The sequence below is a fragment of the Paenibacillus sp. FSL H7-0943 genome (genome assembly GCF_037963265.1).
Taxonomy (GTDB): domain Bacteria; phylum Bacillota; class Bacilli; order Paenibacillales; family Paenibacillaceae; genus Paenibacillus_AQ; species Paenibacillus_AQ odorifer.
This window is the reverse complement of sequence record NZ_CP150148.1, coordinates 4,406,642-4,429,568: the sequence shown is the minus strand read 5'-3', so window position 1 is coordinate 4,429,568 and position 22,927 is coordinate 4,406,642. Positions and strand designations below refer to the sequence as shown.

At 42.7% G+C, this 22,927-nt stretch carries 20 protein-coding genes; 13 read left to right on the top strand and 7 right to left on the bottom strand.

The window, feature by feature from the left end; genetic code table 11:
• Positions 1-4: 4 nt before the first annotated feature.
• Both NSQ55_RS19375 and NSQ55_RS19370 read left to right on the top strand, forming a co-directional pair.
• Positions 5-763, top strand: a complete 759-nt coding sequence (locus NSQ55_RS19375; RefSeq protein WP_076182984.1) for a DUF6063 family protein — start codon at positions 5-7, stop codon at positions 761-763.
• Positions 750-5,231 (top strand): hypothetical protein, encoded by a 4,482-nt coding sequence (locus tag NSQ55_RS19370; RefSeq protein ID WP_339168603.1) that lies wholly within the window; start codon positions 750-752, stop codon positions 5,229-5,231. The genes NSQ55_RS19375 and NSQ55_RS19370 overlap by 14 nt, the downstream gene beginning before the upstream one ends.
• 81 nt (positions 5,232-5,312) lie before the next feature.
• Here the strand turns inward: NSQ55_RS19370 and NSQ55_RS19365 are convergent, their stop codons facing one another.
• The 3 genes from NSQ55_RS19365 to NSQ55_RS19355 all read right to left on the bottom strand — a co-directional run bounded on the left by NSQ55_RS19365 (position 5,313) and on the right by NSQ55_RS19355 (position 8,598).
• The gene (locus tag NSQ55_RS19365) at positions 5,313-6,197 is read right to left on the bottom strand and encodes a DMT family transporter (RefSeq protein WP_256720981.1); all 885 of its coding nucleotides are present in this window, start codon (positions 6,195-6,197) and stop codon (positions 5,313-5,315) included.
• A complete protein-coding gene (locus NSQ55_RS19360) occupies positions 6,197-7,048 on the bottom strand; it encodes an AraC family transcriptional regulator (protein ID WP_076218426.1) in 852 nt (283 codons plus the stop codon). Before NSQ55_RS19360 ends, NSQ55_RS19365 begins: the two co-directional genes overlap by 1 nt.
• Before the next feature lie 86 nt (positions 7,049-7,134).
• Complete coding sequence (locus NSQ55_RS19355) at positions 7,135-8,598, bottom strand: ATP-binding protein (RefSeq protein ID WP_256720974.1); 1,464 nt, start codon at positions 8,596-8,598, stop codon at positions 7,135-7,137.
• Between the two features lie 197 nt (positions 8,599-8,795).
• On the opposite strand from NSQ55_RS19355, the gene NSQ55_RS19350 reads away from it, so the two are divergent.
• Positions 8,796-9,518, top strand: a complete 723-nt coding sequence (locus NSQ55_RS19350) for an MOSC domain-containing protein (RefSeq protein WP_076276121.1) — start codon at positions 8,796-8,798, stop codon at positions 9,516-9,518.
• Positions 9,519-9,610: 92 nt separating this feature from the next.
• A complete protein-coding gene (locus tag NSQ55_RS19345) occupies positions 9,611-11,683 on the top strand; it encodes a serine hydrolase domain-containing protein (RefSeq protein WP_076182972.1) in 2,073 nt (690 codons plus the stop codon).
• Positions 11,684-11,739: 56 nt separating this feature from the next.
• Here NSQ55_RS19345 and NSQ55_RS19340 read toward each other — a convergent pair whose 3' ends face one another.
• Positions 11,740-12,171, bottom strand: a complete 432-nt coding sequence (locus NSQ55_RS19340; RefSeq protein ID WP_339168599.1) for a flavodoxin domain-containing protein — start codon at positions 12,169-12,171, stop codon at positions 11,740-11,742.
• Positions 12,172-12,597: 426 nt separating this feature from the next.
• Here NSQ55_RS19340 and NSQ55_RS19335 point away from each other — a divergent pair, with 426 nt between their 5' ends.
• Complete coding sequence (locus NSQ55_RS19335; protein ID WP_036688860.1) at positions 12,598-12,939, top strand: DUF4181 domain-containing protein; 342 nt, start codon at positions 12,598-12,600, stop codon at positions 12,937-12,939.
• Between the two features lie 302 nt (positions 12,940-13,241).
• Here NSQ55_RS19335 and NSQ55_RS19330 read toward each other — a convergent pair whose 3' ends face one another.
• Positions 13,242-14,051, bottom strand: coding sequence for a lipase family protein (locus NSQ55_RS19330; RefSeq protein ID WP_339168596.1), 810 nt, complete (start codon positions 14,049-14,051; stop codon positions 13,242-13,244).
• A gap of 133 nt (positions 14,052-14,184) precedes the next feature.
• On the opposite strand from NSQ55_RS19330, the gene NSQ55_RS19325 reads away from it, so the two are divergent.
• The 5 genes from NSQ55_RS19325 (at position 14,185) to nagA (ending at position 19,793) form a co-directional block, all read left to right on the top strand.
• The gene (locus tag NSQ55_RS19325; RefSeq protein ID WP_076218429.1) at positions 14,185-15,474 is read left to right on the top strand and encodes an L-serine ammonia-lyase, iron-sulfur-dependent, subunit alpha; all 1,290 of its coding nucleotides are present in this window, start codon (positions 14,185-14,187) and stop codon (positions 15,472-15,474) included.
• A gap of 199 nt (positions 15,475-15,673) precedes the next feature.
• Entirely contained in the window at positions 15,674-17,140 is a 1,467-nt protein-coding gene (locus NSQ55_RS19320) for a YdiU family protein (RefSeq protein WP_339168593.1), read from the top strand.
• Positions 17,141-17,178: 38 nt separating this feature from the next.
• Positions 17,179-17,661: a DinB family protein gene (locus tag NSQ55_RS19315; RefSeq protein ID WP_076301716.1), complete on the top strand. Its 483-nt coding sequence runs from the start codon at positions 17,179-17,181 to the stop codon at positions 17,659-17,661.
• Between the two features lie 175 nt (positions 17,662-17,836).
• Positions 17,837-18,622, top strand: coding sequence for a DeoR/GlpR family DNA-binding transcription regulator (locus NSQ55_RS19310; RefSeq protein WP_076276126.1), 786 nt, complete (start codon positions 17,837-17,839; stop codon positions 18,620-18,622).
• Between the two features lie 22 nt (positions 18,623-18,644).
• Positions 18,645-19,793 (top strand): N-acetylglucosamine-6-phosphate deacetylase, encoded by a 1,149-nt coding sequence (gene nagA, locus NSQ55_RS19305; RefSeq protein WP_339168591.1) that lies wholly within the window; start codon positions 18,645-18,647, stop codon positions 19,791-19,793.
• Here the strand turns inward: nagA and NSQ55_RS19300 are convergent.
• Together NSQ55_RS19300 and NSQ55_RS19295 are read right to left on the bottom strand one after the other, a co-directional pair.
• Positions 19,782-20,552: an AraC family transcriptional regulator gene (locus NSQ55_RS19300; RefSeq protein WP_076127284.1), complete on the bottom strand. Its 771-nt coding sequence runs from the start codon at positions 20,550-20,552 to the stop codon at positions 19,782-19,784. The two genes, nagA and NSQ55_RS19300, sit on opposite strands and share 12 nt — an antisense overlap.
• A 19-nt stretch (positions 20,553-20,571) precedes the next feature.
• Positions 20,572-21,153, bottom strand: coding sequence for a LysE family transporter (locus tag NSQ55_RS19295; protein ID WP_339168589.1), 582 nt, complete (start codon positions 21,151-21,153; stop codon positions 20,572-20,574).
• 116 nt (positions 21,154-21,269) lie between these two features.
• Here NSQ55_RS19295 and NSQ55_RS19290 point away from each other — a divergent pair, with 116 nt between their 5' ends.
• From NSQ55_RS19290 to NSQ55_RS19280, 3 genes are all read left to right on the top strand, one after another.
• Positions 21,270-21,824 (top strand): GNAT family N-acetyltransferase, encoded by a 555-nt coding sequence (locus NSQ55_RS19290; RefSeq protein WP_076276130.1) that lies wholly within the window; start codon positions 21,270-21,272, stop codon positions 21,822-21,824.
• A gap of 205 nt (positions 21,825-22,029) precedes the next feature.
• Entirely contained in the window at positions 22,030-22,509 is a 480-nt protein-coding gene (locus NSQ55_RS19285; RefSeq protein WP_038572158.1) for a DUF6530 family protein, read from the top strand.
• Between the two features lie 42 nt (positions 22,510-22,551).
• Positions 22,552-22,911, top strand: coding sequence for a GIY-YIG nuclease family protein (locus NSQ55_RS19280; protein ID WP_339168586.1), 360 nt, complete (start codon positions 22,552-22,554; stop codon positions 22,909-22,911).
• Positions 22,912-22,927 lie beyond the last annotated feature (16 nt).

The window sequence follows — 22,927 nt, the reverse complement described above, 5'->3', positions numbered from 1 at the left end:
TAACATGAGTTATACATTAGAACAGGTACAGCAAGCTTCGCGGCTATTTTTTGAATTGCTCCGTAAAAAAGTAATTCCTCTCGATGACCCTGCAGCGGCTGAATGCCTTCAGGATGCAGGAACTTATGATGCACTTCAGTACGTTGCTAAAGAAGGGGGCTGTCGGGTGATGAATTCCGGGCACCGTCTCCATCTGCTAGTTAATCCGCTGGGATCAGTGTTTGCAACCAACTTCACCCAGTTGAAGAACAAATATTCACGTGTTGAGCGTAAAACACACTTACATATTATCAATATTATTATTCTGGTTTTTCTGGCCGAAATGGATCAGGATGAGACTCATTTTAAGTCGGGGCAGGACAGTATGTCCTATATTCAAATTGCTGATCAGGTGTCCTCGCTCTTTCAGGCGTGGATTCAGATGGATGAGGATGGGCGATTTAGCCAGCAGTGGCAGCTTGATATCCAAGCGATGTTTAAGGTATGGACCAGTCTCTATATGCAGACTAAAAGTCAGGAAGAAAGCGATCTTCTGACCAGAGGCGCAGGCTCACGAATTGGGCTGATTCATGAAGGCATGAAACTTCTGGAGGAGGAGAAGCTCGTATTCATCTCTGAGACAGAGAAGCGTATCTTTCCTCGGGAAGAGCTTTATGAGAGAATGCGTTATTTATATCATGATGTCGATCGATACCAGGAATTAAAGAGCCTCATTGGAAGAACTTTAGCTGAGAAAGACGGTGCTACCTATGCCGCGGATTGAACGCATACGAATTACAGGACTTAAATACGAGAAGATGCTCAAGAAATACGACGACATGATTCTGGACCTCTGTAACGAAGAGGGACCCGCTAATACGCTTATTACGCTCATGAATGGCGGTGGAAAGGGCGTACTGCTGCAATCCATTTTCCAGTTATTGATGCCCAAAACACCATGGGGCAAAGACAGTGAGAACCAGGTTGAGGCATTCTTTCATAATCATAAAAAACAACTTAAACCGTACACTTTTCACGTAGCTATCGAATGGCATCTCGACAACAATGAGCGCAATGAGTATATGACCACGGGAATCGCTATGACGGCACATAATTCGCTTGATCAGCAGGATATCAAAGTGGATTACTTGCTGTACGCACTTACAGATTACGGTGAAGCGGCTGAACTTACGCTATCAACGTTGCCGTTATTTGACGAGGTGACTGCTGAACCTACGAGTTTTGAAACGATCCAGCAATTTGTGCGCGATCGGCGGGGAGAGATTGTACCTTTTGGCAGCCATAGCTCGGATTTGAAAAGATATTATGACTTCCTGGCTACCCGGGATATCCATATCGCCGAGTGGCGTAATATGCGGCGGATCAATGGTGAAGAGGGCGGTATCAAAGGTTATTTTAAAAAGAATGATGCCTTCACCAATCATAACTTGTTCGAAAAGCTGATTATTCCTGAAATCGGATCTAGTCTGAATGAAGGATTAAAGGAAGACGACAATACGCTGCAGCGGATGTTTATCGATACAGCAACAGTGGCTCAGCGCTTGCCGATGCTTGAACAGCGGGAGCAGGTCTATACAGAGTTTCTTAGTATGGCTGCACCACTTTATGAGCTGGTAAAACTAGGCGTGGAAGCAGAAAACGTAGTTCAAGAAACGGAATTACGTGGACGCCAAATCTATACGGTTATCTATGAAGAGCAGAGAAATGCAGAAGTTGAGCGAAGTAAGATTGCTGATGAACTGGCTGGACGTTATCAGGATGCGAAGCAATTGCGCTTTGAGACAGACAATCTTAAATACTTACGCAGCAAGGAAGAAACGGAACTGAAGCAAGAAGAGTTTAAGAAGCTCAGTGATGATCAGAGCCGTGCGCGTGGTCGGCTGGAGGATTCCAAAGCGCAAGAGAAGAAGCTTGAAGTAGCTTATTTTCTGGCTAAACGGTTGCTCCATACCCGGCAAATTGAGCAGTGGCAAAAAGAAATTCAAGCTATCGAAGGTTCTCTGGAGATGAAAGAACGGCAAGAGGTCATTCAGGCAGCCAAGGAACAGCTGCGGAAACAGTGGGATGTGGTGTTTAATCTCTGGCAGCAAACGATCAGAGAGTTTGGGACAGCACAGCAAGACCTAACGGTGGAAGAGAGAAGATTGCGCAAGGAAAGGGAAAGTTTCTTGGTGGAGCTGGCCGGGCTGGATAATCAGATCAATGATTTGACCTTATCTATTCGGCAATACACGGAAGAACTCGGAGCATTCGCAGCCCAATATGGGCAGGATGCCGCCCATTCTCCGGCAGCTGCCCTGCAGCGTACGATCTCAGCGGCCAAAACGATTCTTCAAGACATTGGAGACTTGGAAGAACAGCACAAGCAGGAAGAGATTCGGAAGCTGGCACTGCATAAGAGTCATGCTGAGCTGAGTGAGAAACGGCGTTCTTATGAGCGTGAAGCGGACGAGCTTGGGGTTCTGCTTGAGTCACAGACTCAGAAAGAATCCCAGTTATGGTCACAGCTCGTTGTCCTGCTGGAAATGTATGAGGAGCATAATCGTTTAGGAGCTACCGGCCTTTTTGAAGAACAAGATGTTATCCCGGCACGTTTTATCCGAAAAATAGATGAAGTAGAGCAACAGACTAAACGTTCCAGAAGGGATTACTATAATCAGCTCATGGATGTGGAACTTCAGAACCAATCCTACTGGCTACCCAATTCAGATATTCTGACGGTCAAAGATACACTCGATTCGTTAAAGATTCAATCAACGCTAGGTAGTTCCTACTTAAATGACCGTCCGTATCTTGAACGTGAGGAAGAACTGGAGCAATATCCGTTACTTCCATATAGTTTGATTATGACCCGGCGCGAAGCTGATAAAATTCAGCCGGAACTGATGAAGGACACCTTGCTTAAATCAGCGGTGCCGATCTTTATCCGTGAAGAGATGGCAGCTTCGCATCAAGTATCCTTCATGCTTTTTGCGAATCAAGGGCCGCAAATGGTGTTGCAGCCGGATCGTTTCCAGGATTGGAAGAGCAGTATTCAGGGGAAGCTCAAAGAACAGGAGCAGATCCTTCAGGACTCTGAAGCTTATTTATCTAAGTTAAAATCGGTGCGTCAAGAATATGACCGTTTATTCCAAACTGAGAATACCATGACGCTTACAGCCAAGCATGATGCCCTTATTAAACTGCAGGCTGAACTTCAGCAGAGCATTAACAATCTGAGCAATGAGATGGATGAGAACGAAGGGACGCTTACCCGGATCGGACGGGAGCTCGCTGAGAACAAAGTTCTAAGTGTGGAGCATGAGCAGAGAGCGGGGGTTCTGCAAGCTTGGATTGAACGGACGAAGAAACAGGAACAAGATTATAAGGAAAAACAAAAAATAATCGAACGAAAGAATCTGGTGAGCAAAGAGTTAGCAGGTAAAGATCAGCAGCTTGAACACCTAAAGGTGCAAATGGAAAGCTTGAGTGGACAACGCAATAAATGGACGAGAGAAACCGAATATGCGTTGTTCCCCAGACTGCAACGATGGTTTCCTGAGATTGTTTTCCCAACAGACCCCCAGCTTTCTGATGAAGGAGAAGTCATACCTGTAGATCCTGTAGAGCAGAATCTTCTCTTGCAGCAGCTCAGTACCGTGGAAAGTCTACAGCAATCATTAACTGAAAATGAACTGGAAGTTCGGACAAGAGCTGCACAGATTAAAGCAGCAAGCGAGAATCTGGCTGAGCTTGAATCCAGCCTGAATCAAGTGGATGTGAATTGGCGGAAGGCGACTGAACCTACGGAAACGTCTGAGACCATTATGGCTGCAAGAAATCGCCAAAAGACGGATACTACTTCGTTGGAGGAAGACTATCAGATTGTTCACGACGGTTACATCCGCTGCCAGACTGAATTGGAGAACTTGCAGAAAGAGTTGCGCAAAGTAGAGAAGGGGATCAAAGAGAAACATGAACGTGCCGTGGAGCTTTGGAATGAGGCGCTAGGGGATAAGGAGACAGAAATTCAGGAGCGCTGCCAAGCGAATGAGCTTATGCTTAATCAGTGTAAAAGATCCTTGGACCGAATCGATGTCCTCCTTCAGACTTTATCCAATCAAATCAAAATAATGAACGCGCATATTGAGGATCGCGTCAACCTACGGAGTGTGCCAGAAGAAATAACGCTGAGGGTTAGAGAAAGCTGCGAGCCTCTAGTAGCCGACTGGCTTCTCCGCATTAAGGATAGCCGGATTAGACAGGATGAGATCTCCAAAAAGGTGAAGGAAGAGAAAAATTCCTTAACCGAAAAACTTGCGAAAAATGAACGGAATTCCGAACTGGAGACCAAGATTCTAGATCGATTGAATACGGTCCATTGGGATAATTTCGCCATTGCACTGCAAGTCCTAGATTCCATGCTACGCAGTTCGCGCGATCAGATCGAGAGCATTCAAAGCGATAAGGAAGGCATGGATCTCTCCCGCAAGATGTGGGTTGGCCGGGCATCTCTACGAGTGGTACAAATCATTGATATTATGAAGCGAATGGAACGCCGGATGATTATTCATAACGAGAATAATTATGCCTTCCCGCTGGTACGTCTGAATTACAAGAATATCAATGTGCCAAGAACAAGCGATGAGGTAGAGCCGATGGTGAGTGACTACTTCAATCAATGCATCAATGAATTGCTCAAAAAGTATCCAAAGATAGAACAAGTGCCGGCGCTGGTAATCAAAGAGGTTATTAATGACGGACGAATTGTCTATGCGGCGCTGCAGAACCGCTTTCCGATACTTCAAGTGTATAAACCGGTAACGGAGAATTATTTCCTCTACGCCGCACCGGAAGATTATCATTATTCGGACTGGGAGATTATTAATCGCGGCGCACTGGATGAAGCAGTCGGCAGTGGTGGGCAACGTCAATCTGTACAGCTGCTGGTCGCAATGATGATCATGACGCATAAACGGGTGAATCGTGAGAATAAAGGCTGGACGGTCTTTTTATATGACAATCCTTTCGGAGAAATGGTCTCCAATAACGTGCTTGACCCCGTCTTCGAAATTTCCAAGGCACTCAAATTCCAATGGCTGATTGTTACGCCGCCGGAGCTGGTGAAGAATGATGTCAGCGTGCGTTTTGGCGTATATTGGCAGCTTTATTTTGGAGGCGTCAAAGGGGACATGCTGGAATCGACCCTGATCAAGGGAGGAAGAAAGCTTATTCCTGTCTCGTTGTTCTGAGTATGGAATGAAACTTAAAGAAGCTCCAGTATGCATCACGCTGCTGGGGCTTCTTTTTATTAAATGTTAAAGATGGTGTGGTTATTTAGGTTTGCGTTCGGAAATATATGAACCGGTGAGCGTTAAAAAAGTTCCCGTCAGGATTGCCCAGGTGATCTTTTCATTCAGAACAAGGGCAGAAGCTGCCACTGTAATTACAGGCACAATATAGATGTATACACTTGTTTTTACAGCCCCCAGAATCCCTACAGCTTTATTCCAAGTCAAAAAACACAGTGCCGAGGCACCCAGACCTAAGAAAAGCAGGTGAGCTACATTTGAAATCTCTTTGAATCTACTCAGACCCAGCTGGAAATCAAACAGAAACAGAGTAGGCAGCATAAACAGCAGACCATAGAAAAATACTCTGCGGGTAGCCCCTATAGTATGAACCTTTAGTAGGCTTATTTTTCGCATCAACACTGAATATATTGCCCAAACCACAGGTGCCAGCAATGCCAGCAAGTCGCCGATGGGGTTCAGTGGCAGAAGATAACTCCCGTTCAGCCCAATTAATATAATTCCTGCCAAGGCTATCAAAAATCCTATAAAAAACTGCCTATGAAATTTCTCTTCTTCTAAAAAGAAGTGAGCGATAACCGCCGTGAAAAATGGAGCGATGGAGACAATCACACCTACATTGGATGCAAGGGTATAGACTAGGGCAATATTTTCTATAAGAAAATATAACGTGACTCCACAAAGACCTGCTGAGATAAAGAGTAATTCCTCTTTAAAGGATGTAGTTCGGATTGGACGTGAATAGATCAGTAACAGTACAAAGTACCCAATAAGAAAACGGAAGAACAGAATTTCCACAGGCGTAAAGTCTTTTAACAGTATTTTTGTGGAGATAAAGGTGGTTCCCCAGATTAAAATCGTAAGCAATGCCAGCAGATGTCCTGTGTTAATCTTGCGTTGATTTATCATTTCGTAAGTTCCATTGATGACTTTACTCCCGTTTGTTGAACAAATATACGCATATATTGCTTAGGGGTTAAGCCTATGAGTCTTTTAAAAAAATTTGTGAAATGGCTCTGATCACTGAATCCGGTTAGAGAGGCCACTTCTATTGGCAATATTCCTTGTTCTAAAAGCCTTTTGGCGTGGTTGATGCGAATAGTTTCCAAGTAACGGTAAGGTGATATTCCTTTCTGTCTGGTAAATAAACGCAGCAAGTAATATTTACTTAAGCCGCTCAATTCACTTAGCTGGTTCAGCGTAATGTTCTGCGCATAATGTAACTCTATGTATTCGCAAATGATTTTAATTTCAGAAGTAGGCTCTTGAGCGGGACAGAGGGTTTCTGTCTCCGTGTATTCTCTCAGAAGCTGCTCAAGGAGAAATAGAAACAACTCTTCTTTTTGAAAATCGGATTGATCCTCTAATATCATTTGGTGCAGATCGTGTAAAGGGCTCGACAGTTCACTTTGGTAGAGGACATTGTGTGTGAACCGCGGTAAGTAGTCTATGCCGGTAATTTCTAGCACATACTCACGCATGACTTCCGGCTGAATATTGATGCAGCGATAGTCAAGCGTTCTCCCGTCTATCTGTTCACAGGCATGGGGATCCGCCGGATTAAAGATGACCACATCTCCGCTGTTAAGAATATGCTCTTCTTGGTTACATAGCAGATGTCTTTTTCCTTGTTCAATAAAACCTATGACATAATAGTCATGAAAATGGTTGGGAAACTTCTGCATAATACCTTCGAATCGATAGGCCTCAAATTTTAAGTCACGATCGAAAACAACTGTTCGAACTTCACGAGTCATTGCTGCACCTTCTTTTCCAATTATGTATAACCATTATAATGTGAAAATTAGGGGCATTCTTGCATGATGTTGCGATACCTCATCTTCTACATGATAGGTTCCTCAGGTGTAATGATCGTTGGAATACTCACAGTAAAAGTTGTTCCTTGCTCCAGAATACTTTCTATAGAGATCGCTCCGCCATGATTATGTATAATATTTTGTGTGATCATATAACCTAAGCCTGTTCCTGTTTCTTTGGTCGTATAAAATGGTTTGCCGAGGGCATTGATCTGTTCCTCTGTCATCCCACAGCCTTCATCCTGCACACTGATTCGGGCTTCTCTGTCATAGGTTTGCACATGAATATAGATGTTTCCCCCATGATTCATTGCTTCCATCGCATTTTTAAGTAAGTTAATAAATACCTGCTTCATCTGATAAGCCTCACCATTGATCCAAATGGATTGATCAGTACAGACAGGGAGGATCTTGAGATTTTTTAGGGCAGCTTGTCCATTCATTAGTGTGGTGACTTGTTCCAGCAAAGACAATAAATCCACTGGTTTACTAATATGAGTGGTTTGGGGTTTAGATAAGACAAGCAGTTCGTTGACGATGAACTCGATGCGTTTCAATTCTGACTCAATAATGGAAATATATTTATCATTCATCCGCTCGGAAGAGCGCAGTAGCTTCATAAAGCCATTAATGGCTGTAAGAGGATTCCGTATTTCATGAGCGATTCCAGCTGCTAACTGTCCTGCTGTGGATAATTTCTCGGACTGTATCAGTCGTTCATCTTCCAATACTTGCTCGGATATATCTTTGAATATGCCAATGTAGGCTTCGTTTCCCTCATAAATGATCGGCAATGTAATCCCATCTACATATTTCTGCTGGTTATTTAAACAATTAATCAGGTAGCAGACAGAACCTGTTGTTCTATCAGTGTTGAATTTCTTTCTTCGTTCTGAGAGAATTTCATAATTAGAGTAGTCTACAATATCCATAGTCGATAGACCAAGCACTTGATCTAGGCTTTCCGCATGGATTAATTGTAAACCTGCCGAATTTGCATACAGAACAATCCCTCCCCTAGTGATAAGCACGGGCTGAGGCAGTTCCTCCAGCAGCTGTAGAAAAGAGCTCTCTTTTTCAAGTAGATGGGAATTCACAACCTGAAGCTGAGTCTCCATTTCCCTGATCAGGGTTTTATTCTCGAATTGAGTAAAATAATATATGGGTTGACCATTGTCACCCAGAAGGATAGATATGGAGACCTTTAAAGATAACCGGCGTCCGGTGGGATGGAAATAATCTACTTCGAGTCTCTGCGGATCAGTGCTCGTAGGTGGAAGAGAACTTCCTAATGAATTGAATTTATGAATCTGATCTAGTAGGGTACGGACGGTTGGAGAGGGTGTCGTTAATTCGGTTTCATCATACCCCAAGAGGTCGCATAATGCTGAATTCAGTTTTAGGAACGTTCCATCAAGCGAAATAAGGGCCATACCCATCACGGCTTGAGTAAAAACAAAGTCAAAACCTTGAAAATCATTTGTCCGCACAGCAGGTTACCTCTCTTCTTTATGGGGGAGTGAGTGTTATTTCAAAATGCAATATGTCTAACAGTCATAGTATAAAACATATAACTCAATAAAACATATAAAATTTCTGGGTTATTAGATATTCATACAACAGTTAAATAAAATCAGGTAGAATGGGAAGATACGTTGCATTTTAAGACAAGTGGAGGCGTTGTATTATGTTATCAGTTGTTGGTGAAATTCAAGGAATTAATCGTTATCCGGTCAAGTCATTTGCGGGTGAAAAATTAGAAAGCTGTATGATTGAACCGTATGGAATGCTTGGTGACCGTTTTTGCTCCTTTTACGATGAGTCAAAAGAGGGCTGGCGAAGATATATCACCGCTAGAAATATACCGAATATGCTTACCTATCAAGCGCAATTTATAGATGGACAAATCCATGTAACGGCATCAGACGGGCGAACCTTTGGATGGGATGATAATCTATTGGAAGAAATCCAAAGCCAAACCAAAACTCCAATCACTATGTCTGGTCTAAAAGCTGCACATCCACAGCCAGAACATCCGCAGCTCCTATCCGTGGATGGCGCTAGTATTCTACTCATTACGGATGCCAGCTTAAAAAAACTGGAGGCAACCTGGGGGCATTCCTTGGATCAACGTCGTTTTCGCGGGAATTTTGTTATCGCGCTGAATGATGATTCTCTTTTTGAAGGAGATTGGATTGGACGCCGGCTCAACATTGGGGATGTACAGCTACAGGTAGATAGTTTTTGTGAGAGATGTGTTGTGATTACGATGGACCCGGATAGTCTCCAGAAGGACCCAGTGCTTTTGAAAAAATTACATAAAGAGTTTGATTTGCATTTCGGAGTCTATGCCTCTGTAATCAAAACAGGGGAAATTCGAATCGGAGATAAAGTAGAAATAGTAGATTAGATATATAATCCCAATAGTATAAACTTCCTTTACATTACTCCATGGATAAATTATCCTTTAAAGGATGACGATTTCATATCGGGAGGTTATGTATGAAGAAAAATTTGGCATCCTTATTAGTTGCATTGCTTCTATTGGTGTATGTCCCTACTAGTGTTTTAGCAGCGGATAGCAGCAAAGGGCAAACGTATGTGAACACTCAGAAGGTGGCAGCAGAGAAGGCGGCGTTCTTAACGGAGAAGCTGGGGACGACTAGTCTCCAATATGCTCTTATTGATGGCGATAATATCGTTGTGAGCGGTCAATCTGGATTTAGCCATGTGGAGAGTAAGACAGCACCAAGCGTCACAACGATGTATGGTATTGGCTCGACGAGTAAAATGTATACAACAGCTTCTATTATGAAGCTTGTTGAGCAAGGAAAAGTAGATTTGGACGGTTCAGTCGTATCTTATTTGAATAATTTTACGATGGAAGATTCTCGTTATAAGCAAATCACTGTACGGATGCTGTTGAATCATTCATCAGGTCTTGCTGGCTCGAACTTATCCAATTCTTTCTTATTTAATGATTCCGATCCTATTGCAAAAGATAGTTTGCTAGAGACTTTGTCAACACAACGTCTGAAGGCCGATCCAGGCGCCTACTCAGTATATTGTAATGATGGATTTACGTTGGCTGAGTTGATTGTTGAAAAGGTCAGTGGCACGGACTTTACCACATTCATTCATCAAAATTTCACAGAACCTCTAGGGCTTGAACATACGAAAACGCCTGTAGATTCTGTAGCTTCTTCTCAGCTGGCTAGTGTCTATAATGCTACCTACTCAGCAGCTTTACCCAAAGAAACCATTAACGTGATTGGAACAGGTGGTATCTATTCCACTGCTGAGGATTTGGTGCGTTTTGCAACTATTTTTACAGGCCAATCGACTGGCATTTTGTCAGAAAAGTCTGTAAAAGCGATGGAACAAGAGGAATATAAGCGTGGAATATGGCCTAAAGGAGCCGATAATTCGTTAGCTTATGGATTAGGCTGGGACAGTGTGAACTTATATCCATTTAACCAGTACGAAATCAAGGCTTTGACAAAGGGTGGAGATACAGGTCTGTATCATACCTCATTAGTTGTACTGCCCGAGCAGCAGATGGCAGCAGCAGTAATATCTTCTGGCGGATCAAGTACAACGGACCAGATGCTTGCCAACGAAATTTTACTCAGCGCTTTACAGGAAAAGGGAGTTATTAAGGAACTGAAAGCTACACCTACATTTAAAACTTCGAACAAAGAGGATATGCCGCAAGAATTGCTAAACTATGCGGGTGTCTATGGTGATTCTACGCAACTGATGAAGATAGAGGTTAGTAAAACTGGGGAATTGAGTATATCTTCAATTATAGCTCCTACAATGCCGGCGCAGAAATTTTCCTATAATTCGAACGGAGAATTCTTAGATGCAGAGGGTACAAGTAAAGTTAGCTTTGTGAAGGAGAGCAATGGCCGTATCTATCTTTGGAGTCAAGGGTATGGGGTGATTCCAGGACTTGGTGAAACTGCCGTTACCCAATATGCAGCTGAGAAGCTTGAACCTAATGCCCTATCTCAAGAGGTCACTACTGCATGGCAGCAGCGCCAAGGGAAATTGTATTTTGATGTCAGCGAGAAGTACAGCTCCCAATATTACATGAGTATGCCGGTAGCTGGAATCGCTATGTTCCCTGACGCACCTGGTTATATGGGCTCGAATAAAATAACTGGGCCTAATAAAGCAGAAATGACCGTGCAAATCCCAACCATCGCTGGGCGCGATCTTGCGGATCTTATTTTTGAAGAGAAAAATGGTGTGGAGTATTTAAAGATTGGCAATCAATTGTTTATACATCAAGATGCGGTTAAACCTATTTATGCAGGCCCGCAATCTATGGTAACTATCCAATCAGATGGATATGCTAGATGGTATGGAGTTCCTGAAACGGCAACAGGTAAGATAATGACAGTAGAGCTGCCAACCAAGAGTTCTTTTGCTGTCTATGATGAGAATGGTGTATGTGTGAATTACTTTACCATTAGCGGTCTTAAACAAGTCAAACTTCCTAGCAACGGAAAAATTGTATTTGTAGGTGATGTCGGTGCGAAGTTTGAAGTGACCCTCAAGGCGCAATAAACGTATATAAAAAAAGAATCCTGTTATCAAGATTTTCGTCTTGGTAACAGGATTTTTTATTTGAAATTTTGTGAGAATTCTCTTATTTTATCTACGAATATCCCTTTGAGCTGATCAGTACCTTCCTTTGGAGCCTTATAGGCCTTATAACCTCCAAAAGATTCAATACAAATCGCAGCTTCTTTCAGATCATCAGGGAAATTTTTCTCTATTAATTCTTCGGTTTTCTTAGGTTTCTCGTTGCAAATGTAGTAGCCCATCTTCTTAGTCAGTAACTCATCTTTATTTTTTTTGATAAAGTCACGAATGGCTTTATATATTTTTTCATCTCTTACTCCTGCGCCTAAAATAATGCTATCAAATGCCTCGATATCTGGCTTTTCTAGTTCGATATTGCAAATTTTGCTCTGAGGTAGCTCTTCTGATAATACTTTTGCACATTGTTCTGTTGCTCCAGATTTTGTAGCGTATAGAATAAGTACTGCCATTGTGTTCCCTCTTTTCAGTTAAGATTAATCGCGTTCCCGCATAGAAAAAATCTCGCAGATCAATTATCTTGATTATCAAGATATAGTATATTTTATCGAATATACTGATCATTTGTCAAGCCAACGGCAAGCTCCTGAGTGTTAATTAGATATCCTTATTATGGTATCATGGGAATAATATTAATCTAATGCTAACTATATCTTTAATGAAATATACAAAAATAAGAGGAGTGAACGTGAATTGGGGATCACCGTAATGCTAATCATCTATTTGTTGCTTGGAATATTCGTGATTAAAGTAGGCATCGATAACTCTAGAAGTACGCAACTATCAAAAGAAATATTAAATGAGTTAAAAGAAATCAAAGAACTAATGATCAGAAATAAATACGAATGAATTCTATATAAGAGTGGAGGTGAACGAAAGTGAAAATTGGACTTATACTTATAATCCTTGCTTTTTCTAACCTATTTCTAAGGATATGGATTGTTGGCCCGGATAAAGAAAAACTTCCTGAAGACGGTTATGAGCTTAATATAAAAGGGAAGCTTATACTTGCACTTGTGGGATTAATTACGGGGATTGTGATAATAATTGCCGATGGCCCAGAGGGTACGGTTATAAAATGGTTTTGGATTGTAGTTATAGTAGTAGCAATAGGGTTTCAGTCGTTCATCGATTGGAAATTTCTAAAACATACGAAACAGCACATAGTTTCACTTATTTTGTTAGTCCTGGGTGTGGTATTAGTTTATTTTATATTCTGATCTAGTTTCATTCGTACCGGTTTCGGACCCAGATGACGTTAATTGCTAAATAATCGCCTTTTGGGCAGCGTTTCGGACTCCAGTGCAGCTATTCGTTAGAAAGTGACTTATATTAGGTGTTTTTTATGCCAATAGTGGCCATGGGGTCCGATGGAATTCTTAAAGTGGAAATATACTGCTGTTAGTGTCAATGGAGTCCGTTAGTGGCTTTGTAACTGCTGATGGTTTCGAATCATACGAAGAAAAGAGGTGTTCCGGCAGCCAGCATATGGCTTGTTGGGCACCTCCTTTTTGTGTTCACATTATACTTCTGCTTTCGTAGCCACGAGTGGACAGAATCCAGGGTTCGTTATACATAATTCTTGAGCGAATTCCGGTTGGAGCTTGGAGAGCTCGGCGAAATAGCTGCTGATTACGTGATTACCACTTGTAGATCCATTCTGGAAAGACAGTGAGTTAAAAGTATGGACATGATTGTAATAATACTTTTTTTCCCGTTTGGGGAGCTTATAGACATGTGGAGGTGCGTAGGTTACAACATCAAAAAGATTGGCATACCGGTAACTCTTCTGCACATATTGTTTAAAAATATTAACGAAGTCCGGATCACCTACCCGTGGGGAACCATAAGTATATAGGTTAGGTGAGGTGTAAGAGGTATTTGCCGCAATATCTAAGGTACATAAGGTGGCGAGCGCTCCACCGAGGCTGTGGCCCGTAATGTATAAGGTCTTGTCAGGAGATAGCTTGGAGAGCGCAGAGAAGATGCCGTCCCGAGCTGAAGAATAAATGTTGGTGAAGCCACGATGGGTGAGAGAGTCTTCTTTAAGATATTTGAACCGTTCCTGTGAAGCGAGGACGTTGGATATCCAATTGGTCGTCGTACTGGTTCCCCGAAAGGCAATAATAATCTCTTGTGGAGACTCCAAAATAAAGCCGAAACGTTCCCATACATTATTGAAGGATTGTGCTTCAATGGGATGACATAGCTGATAATCGAATGGAATGACGAAAACTCCATCTATATTTGAAAATTGTGTATAGGTTTGCCCGCAGACTGCAGCTAGAAAGATCGCCCTTTGCTCTTGCTCATCCCTCTTACTCACGTACATCCCGCCTTTCTTTCCTACACTATATTAGGGGGATGAAGGAGTGATTCCTAAGAAAAAGGATTCCCTGAAACATCTCTCTGAGTTACTATATATAAATAAGTCCAACAGCGAGAGAAAAGGGGGAAATGCATACATGAGCAACTTATTGGAAATTTTACACAAGGAAGTCGTGCCGGCAGAAGGCTGTACGGAGCCGATTGCAGTTGCGTATGCCGTCTCCTTGGCGGCAGAGCTTCTCGAGGAAGAAATTACGGGGATTCAGCTGCATCTCAGCGGTAATATTATCAAAAATGCAATGGGAGTGGGCATTCCCGGGACAGGCCAGACAGGCCTGCCCATCGCAGCAGCCCTTGGAGCGGTGGTCGGCCGTTCTCACAAGGAGCTGGAAATTCTGTCAGGTCTGACGCAGGCTGAGTTGAAGATGGCAAATGACCTGCTGGATAGAAAGCTGCTAAAAGTGGAGATAAAGGACACTCCTGAGAAATTATATATTGAAGCCCAATTGTTTACGCAGAACCATACGGCGACTGCCATTATTGCCAGAGAGCACACCCATATAGAATATTTGGCTCTGGACGGGGAGAAAATAACACCCCGGAATTCAAAAGCCGACTGTGGCAAGCCTGGTCTTTCCGACACGGAAGAGTATGCGGGCTCAGTTGACCAGATATTCGAGTTTATCTGTACCGCTCCTTTTTCAGACCTTAGCTTTCTCTTGGAAGGGGCGCGGATGAACAAAGCGATCTCTGATGAGGGATTGCGAGGCGATTATGGCTTGCAAGTAGGTAAGAAAATGAATCAGCAATCTGCGGTGAATCTGTTCGGCAATGATGTAGCGAACAGAATTATCGCGGCTACCGCAGCGGCTTCAGATGCTCGAATGGATGGCAGTGCAATGCCTGTGATGACAACTGCGGGCAGTGGCAATCAAGGCATCGCCTGTACGCTTCCCGTTATAGCTCTGGCGGAATTGCTGGACAAGGATGAAGAAATGCTAGCTCGGGCGCTTGCACTGAGCAATCTGGTCACTGTGCACATCAAACATTATATCGGGCGTTTGTCCCCATTATGTGGTTCAGGGATTGCAGGGGGAGTAGGAGCAAATAGCGGGATCATTTATCTCATGGGCGGCAGTCTTGAGCAGATCAAGCATGGGATACAGAATACGATAGCTTCTTTGTCAGGCATGATCTGTGACGGTGCGAATTCTACCTGTGCGCTGAAGATTTCCACCTCCACCAATACGGCGATCCAGGCAGCCACTCTGGCTATGAACAACATTGCTCCTACAACCAAGGATGGTGTAATTTTCGAAGAGGTGGAAGATACCATCCGCAACATGGAGCGTTTGGTTCAGGAAGGGCTGGCGGATACTGACAAGACCATTCTCAATATTATGCTCTCCAAAGGCGGAGCGAATTAGCTTCCAAATAAGTTGAAAACAAGATAGAACATCATAATTAAGACCGCCCGGTTCCCTGCATAAAATGGAAGGAAGCCGGGCGGTCTTTGTAACACTTCGGCAAAAACATAGGTCTGCGAGAAGATTTGCATTAAATTTTAACATAACTTATTCTGAGTTAATAAAGGCATAGAGACTGAGGGTATGAAAAGGAGATAATATGACAGAGAAAATAGATATAGGCTGGAATTTTGCGAACAGTTATACTCATCTGCCGGAATCAATGTTTACAAGGATTAAGCCAACGCCTGTGCGTAAACCGGAACTGATTATTTTTAATGAACCATTGGCTGCTACTCTTGGGCTGAATAGCACAGCACTACAGAGTAAGGAGGGTCTTGGGATTCTTGCCGGCAACGAAGTTCCTGAAGGTACCCTGTCGCTTGCACAAGCTTATGCTGGACATCAATTCGGACATTTTACCATGTTGGGAGACGGTCGAGCAGTGCTGCTGGGCGAACAGATCACCCCTCAAGGTGATCGTGTAGATATTCAATTGAAGGGTGCGGGAAGAACCCCATACTCTCGTGGTGGCGATGGCCGGGCAGCGCTTGGACCGATGTTACGCGAATATATCATCAGTGAAGCTATGCATGGACTTGGGATTCCTACGACTCGCAGCTTGGCGGTGGTAGCTACAGGGGAGCCGCTAATTCGGGAAACGGAACAGCCGGGGGCGGTTCTGACCCGGATTGCTGCCAGTCATTTGCGTGTTGGAACCTTCCAATATGTTGCTGCATGGGGGACTGTGGAGGATCAGCGTATTCTGGCTGATTACACGTTGCAAAGACATTATCCAGAAGCTCCTGTGGAAGATAATCCATATCTTGTTCTGCTTCGGGAAGTAATGGAACGTCAAGCAGCGCTAATTGCTAAATGGCAGCTTGTAGGTTTTATTCACGGAGTGATGAATACTGATAATATGGCCCTTAGCGGAGAAACGATTGATTATGGTCCATGTGCCTTCATGGATGTGTATAATCCTGAGACAGTATTTAGTTCCATAGACCAGCAGGGTCGTTATGCTTACCACAATCAGCCCGGGATTGGCGCATGGAATCTCGCCAGATTTGCCGAGACTCTCTTGCCATTGCTGGCTGACGATCAGGCACAGGCGATTAAGCTGGCTGAGGAGGCAATTTCAGATTTTTCGGAGCGGTCCTATCAATATTGGCTAACGGGAATGAGAGCGAAGCTGGGAATCTTTAACGAAGAGTTAGAGGATGTTGCTCTGATTGATACCCTCCTTGAACTGATGCAAAAATATCGGGCTGACTACACTAATACATTTCGGTCCTTAACTCTAGGCGTAATGGAAGATGCTGCTCTGTTTGGCACCCCTGAATTTAAGGAATGGAATGAGCTGTGGCAGGCGCGGCTTAGCAGGCAGCAGGAATCACAATCCTCTTCGCTGAAGCTGATGCACAGCAGCAATCCTGCGATTATTCCACGGAACCATCGTGTAGAAGAAGCGCTTGAGGCTGCGGTAGAGCGGGAAGATTACGATGTGATGGAGAGGTTACTTCAAGCTTTGACTAACCCATACGCCTACTCCTCTGAACAAGAGGAATACTCGGCACTTCCTGAGGAATCCGCATGTCCATATCGTACATTCTGCGGTACTTGATTTGCATATAATTTATCTGGAAAATGGGGGAAGGAAGAATGTTTCATGCTTATGATGTTCTAGCCAATCAGTTGCTGGCCAATGCGAATGATCCGAGTTGGTATGTGCCCCTTGAAGTGGCGGTTAAAGACTTAAGTGAAGAAGAAGCTTTTTGGAAGGTAACGGAAGAAAGCAATAGTATTGCTGAGATTGTGCAGCATCTGCTTTACTGGAATGAAACTTGGCAAACAAGGTATAAAGAAGCCAGTGTTCAGGCGGTTCCTCCAGTGGATAGTAATAATAATACCTTTGTCGTTGCAGAAGGGAAAACGTTCCAAGCGCTGCAAAAACAACTTTTAGAGGTTCTTTTACACTGGCAGGAATTGATTAAGAAAGAACAATTGGAAGCTGATGTTCAAGGATTTCCAGACAGTAAATGGTGGGAAGTCCTCGGAAATGTAACAACCCATAATGCTTATCATGTGGGCCAAATTGTTTATATTCGAAAGATACAGAAGAGCTGGAACCGCGATGTGAAGTGACATTGTGAAGTGAATCCTAAAGAATAGACATTTTAAAGGCGTTAGCGGATGCACATTCATCTGGCTTTCGTCTTTTTTTACGCATTAATACTTATATATACTTAATTATTAACTTATAAATGCTTGTAAATGCTTATAAAATGACTTATGATGACTTTAGGAGGTGAATTTCATTATGTATCAAGAGGAACGATTATTAAAAATACTCGAATATTTGAAACAACACCAATCGATGAGTGTTCAAGATATCTGTACGCAATTTGAAGTCTCAAGAGATACTGCCCGACGGGATATTGTTAGGTTAGTACAAGAGGGCGTCGTTGTTCGGACGCATGGCGGTCTAGCGTTACCTGAATTGCAAAAAGAATTATTATCTTACCAGGATCGTTTGATCGATGAATCCGAGAGTAAGCAGAGAATAGGGAAGATCGCGGCCGGGCTTATCCAAGATCGTGAGACTGTGATTTTAGACGTATCGACCACTGTACAGTTTGTTGCAGAACAAATTAGTGCGCAGGATATTACGGTTGTCACGCACTCGATAGATAATGTAGGGATTTTATCCCATCGCGAGGATCTGCAAATTTATGTACTTGGTGGTTACTTGAATGTGAAAAACCGCTTGTTATATGGTTCTTCCATTATCGATAAACTTAGTGAAATTCGTGCGGATAAAGCCTTTATTGGAGCATCGGCGATCTGTGCTGATGGACTCTATTATCCTTATGAAGAAGATGCGCGGGTAAAAAGAGAAATGGCTCGAAGATCTGATCAAGTGATTTTAGTAGCGGATCACACCAAATTTAATGCTAAATCCTTTTATCGGCTAGACTTTGATTTCGTTGATATTTTAGTTACAAATCGAGAGCTTCCAATCGAGATCAGAGAAGTTCTAGATCAGAAGAACATCACAGTTATTGAGTGTCTAGATGAAGCTGAAGAGGTTCGAAATCAAGAGTGATAACGAATGGAGGAGAATGTTTATGACTTATATTTTGCAAAATGTACAAGTAGTGCTTCAGAATAGTATAGTTTCAGCGGCCAATGTATGGATTTCTGAAGGAAAAGTGATGAGGATAGACTCAGGAGATATTTCTATCCCAGAGGGTGAGTATGAACGGATTGATGGCGGAGGGCATTTGTTAGTGCCCGGAATGATAGATGTGCATATTCATGGCGCTAACGGGTTTGATATGATGGACGGTACTGAAGAGAGTATTCAAGAAGTATCGAAGGCTTGTGCAGCTTCTGGTTGCACCTCATTTCTGGCTACCTCTGTGAGTTCTACGATGGAGGATCTTTTAGAGATGATTCGTAGTGTCAAACGTGTAATTGGGCATGAAGTGGGAGCAAAGATCGCAGGCATTCACTTAGAGGGACCTTATCTAAACCCCAAGAGAAAAGGAATGCAAAATGAAAAGTATCTGCGGCATCCTAACTTAGAGGAAATGAAGCTCATTTTCCAAGAAGCTGGATCACTCATAAAAATGGTTACGATTGCTCCTGAGCTGCCGGGAGGCATGGAGCTTCTTTCCTTTTTGAAAGAACGGGGAGTGGTGATAGCGATTGCTCATTCGGATGCCACATATGAGGAAGCCAAACAAGCTTTTGCCGCTGGGGCAAGTCATGTTACGCATTGTTTTAATGGCATGCGGCCGATCCATCATCGAGATCCGGGGATTGTGGTTGCCGCTTTCGAAGAGAGGCATGTGAGCCTGCAAGCTATTGTTGATAATGTCCATCTGCATCCTGCAATTATCCGCTTGATGCATACCATGAAAGGACCGGAAGGAATGGTCTTGATCACAGATGCCTTACAGGCAATGGGGTTAGGGGATGGAAATTATATATTTGGAGGACATCAGGTTACGGTATCTGGTGGCATAGCGCGATTGGAAGATGGCACGCTGGCCTCCAGTACAGTTACCATGAATGAAGCCTTACGTTATACTGTCGAAACTGGAATTTCGCTCACAGATGCCGTGCAAATGGCTTCAACTACACCGGCCAATATTCTTGAACTTCAACAAAAGGGGACGATCACCTCTGGCTTGGATGCTGACCTGGTTCTCTTGGATGATGAATTCAAAGTGCTCTGGACAATGGTAGGAGGGCAGATCTTACAGCTGTGACCGGTATTCATGTGCGGTTATTCCGAACACGCTTTTAAAATGCCTGTTCAGATGAGTTAGATCCACAAATCCGCAATCTACAACAGCTGCATAGATATCCTTGGTTCTCTCTATGGACTGCTTGGCACGCTCTACCTTGCAATTTAAGAAAAATTGATAGGGTGATATTCCTGTATGTGTCTTAAACTCGCGAATAAACTGATATTTGGATAGACCAAACTCTGTGCAGAGATCGTCCAGCTTCAGCACATGGTCTAAACTGCAGTACATCATTTCCTTTGCTTTTTTGAGAAATTTATTATTCGTTCTACGATCGGTAACTATTTCAGTATTAGAGACTAAATGAACCAGAGTGAATAGCAGTTCACTGCACAAAGACTCCTCTTTGCCATTCTGAATGGCATGGTTTAGGGCTAATATGCACTGCGCCAATTTGTCATCGTATAAGATAGGAGTGGCGAAGCGGAGTTCTTTTTTTCTTAATATCTCTAACATTAGGGTTGGCTTAATATAAAGCATGACATAATCAATGCCACCTTTATCATACGCATTGCCATCATGTGTTTGTTCCGGATTAAACAACATTACGCCATTTTTATGAGAGGATTGCAAACTACCGTCAAGATTATATTGCTGAATGCCACGAAGGGTCACACCGAGTGCATATTCCTCATGGCAATGTTTTTTATAGGTGAAATCAGTAAGGCTGGCGGATAAGGACAGGATCTCTGCTGACTTTTTATAGTTAAATTTCTCCACGTTCTTAACCTCCGCGACTTTATAGGATTCCCGATATCATAATGGCCGAGTATACTAAAAACAGTGCCATCACGGTATTTAGAACTTTTTGATGATTTTTCATAAATGTTCTGAAGATTGTCCCAAATACAACCCATGTCGTAAATGCAAAAAATCCGATCACAGTTATAATTATAACAAATATAAACAAGGCAAGCGAAGAGGTATAGAATGGCATTACGTAGTTGGGAATAACCGTTAGTGTAAATACTAGCACTTTAGGATTCACAAGCTGCATAAGCACGCCTGAGCGGAAATTGGCATTGGGGTCAGGCTGGTCTTCCATTGAACCCATTTTAAAGATTTTATAAGCAAGGTAGAGCATATATAAACTCCCAATGATTTGCATAATGATCAGGATATTTGGGATGATTTCTACTAGAACACGGTTCAGCAGAGTAGAAAGGAGGAGTAATAAGCCAAAAGCCAGCGTAGATCCGTATACATACCCCATTGATTTTTTAGCCCCGGAATGCTGCACGGAAGAAAGAATAACAATATTGGTAGGACCGGGTGTAAATGTAGCGACAACGCAATAGATCAGAAAGGACAATATATTCATGATGACCTCCAGTAAAGTAGTTCTATGAATATAAACCTTTCAGTCTGAATGCTGATAGTATATTATTGCAGGATTTTTAAGAATTCCGGCCGGGAATAGAAGAGGTGTCCGAATCAATGAATAAGAGTAATCCAATGACCATAAGCACGCTTTCTCCAGCTGATTTTGAATCCACATGCTCTGTTTTTGAAACTTCAATCCAAGATGCCTTTGAAAAAGAAGGGCTTGATCATTTACAAGACGATATCCAAAGTGAAATAGATCATAAAAAGCAAATGGTGATGACTTCACTGGATACTACGACTGGGGAGCCTTACTTCCTTCTTGCAAAAATAGAAGAGCAGGTTGTCGGTACGATTTCTTTTGGACCTTGTGGCGAAGATATTCAAACCTGCACGGATCATCAGTTAGATGAAATAGGGGAATTGGGCAGTTTATACATTATGCCAAGTTATCAGGGCCAAGGTGTAGGTTCAGCCTTAATTAAGGAAATGATGATATTTCTAAAAAAGCAAGGGGTAGAGCAGTTTTGTCTGGACAGCGGTTATAAACGTGCACAGGTCAGGTGGCAACGTAAATTTGGGCAGCCTTATAAAGTAGTAGAAGACTATTGGGGACCTGATTCTGTCCATATGGTTTGGTTTTGTAATGTGAATGATCATTTAAGCTAGAGATATATATTACATGAAAATAACAGTCCCTTTGCTGCGCGCAGAGGGATTTTTTGTTTTGTTGGATAAAACGGGTGTAATGTCGTTTGACAGATGATCTTTTGCCGGGTAATATGAATCTTATATTTAGTAATTTAGTAAATTAGTAATTTAGTAAATTAGTAAATTAGTAAATTAGTAAATCATAAAATGGAGAGTGACTAACATGAAAATTCCAACAACTCTAAAACATAAACCTGTAGTCGTGTCAGAAAATTACGAGCAGGTTGATGGCCGCTACGCCGGGGACACAGATGCAAAAGGTCTGTCCCTAGGATTAGCACAATGGAACGATAGAGGAAAGGTCGACATCTCAGCAAAGGTATGGAGACATACAGGGGACAAATGGTCGAGACAGTCCGAAGAGCTGCCAATGCACAGAGTGCTTGACCTGGCAATTTTGATTTGCAGAAGTAGTTTGTATTTTCAAGAGGCCTATCGTTTTCCAAAAATGTATGATCCCGAGAGCCCTATGATTGATCGTATTGGACTGCAGGGAGATGCAATGAGTGTATCTGTATGTGCAGATAATCCCATGATTGATAATGATATTAAGCTGTTCGCTCAGGCGCTTAGTGATGATGGTGAAATGATCGGAGAACGACTTTCGGTATTGTCCCGTTTATTAAAAGAAATGGGGTACTGAAATTTAGCAGAATGGCCTGTGAAAGGAGAATCATAAATTATAATGGACAAAAGTAAACGTAAAGAACTTCAGGAGCAATATAAGCAGCTCAAGACGTACATGGGTGCTATTCAAATTATAAACAAAAGAAGCGGGAAAATATTCGTTGACAGCTATCCCAACCTGAAGAATAAATGGATGACTATACAGATGCAATTAGATATGGGCAGATTTGCGAATGCAGAGCTGCAAAAGGACTGGAAGGAACTTGGAGCAGAAGCCTTCAGCTATGAGGTGTTAGAGCAGAAGGAGTCAGAAGACGTAACCGACGTGCGCTGGGAGCTTAAACTATTGAAAAAGAAGTGGTTCGAGAAACTGCAGCCCTTTGATGACAAAGGATATAATAAGCCACTAACCCATTAAGCCAAGTATAAAGAAA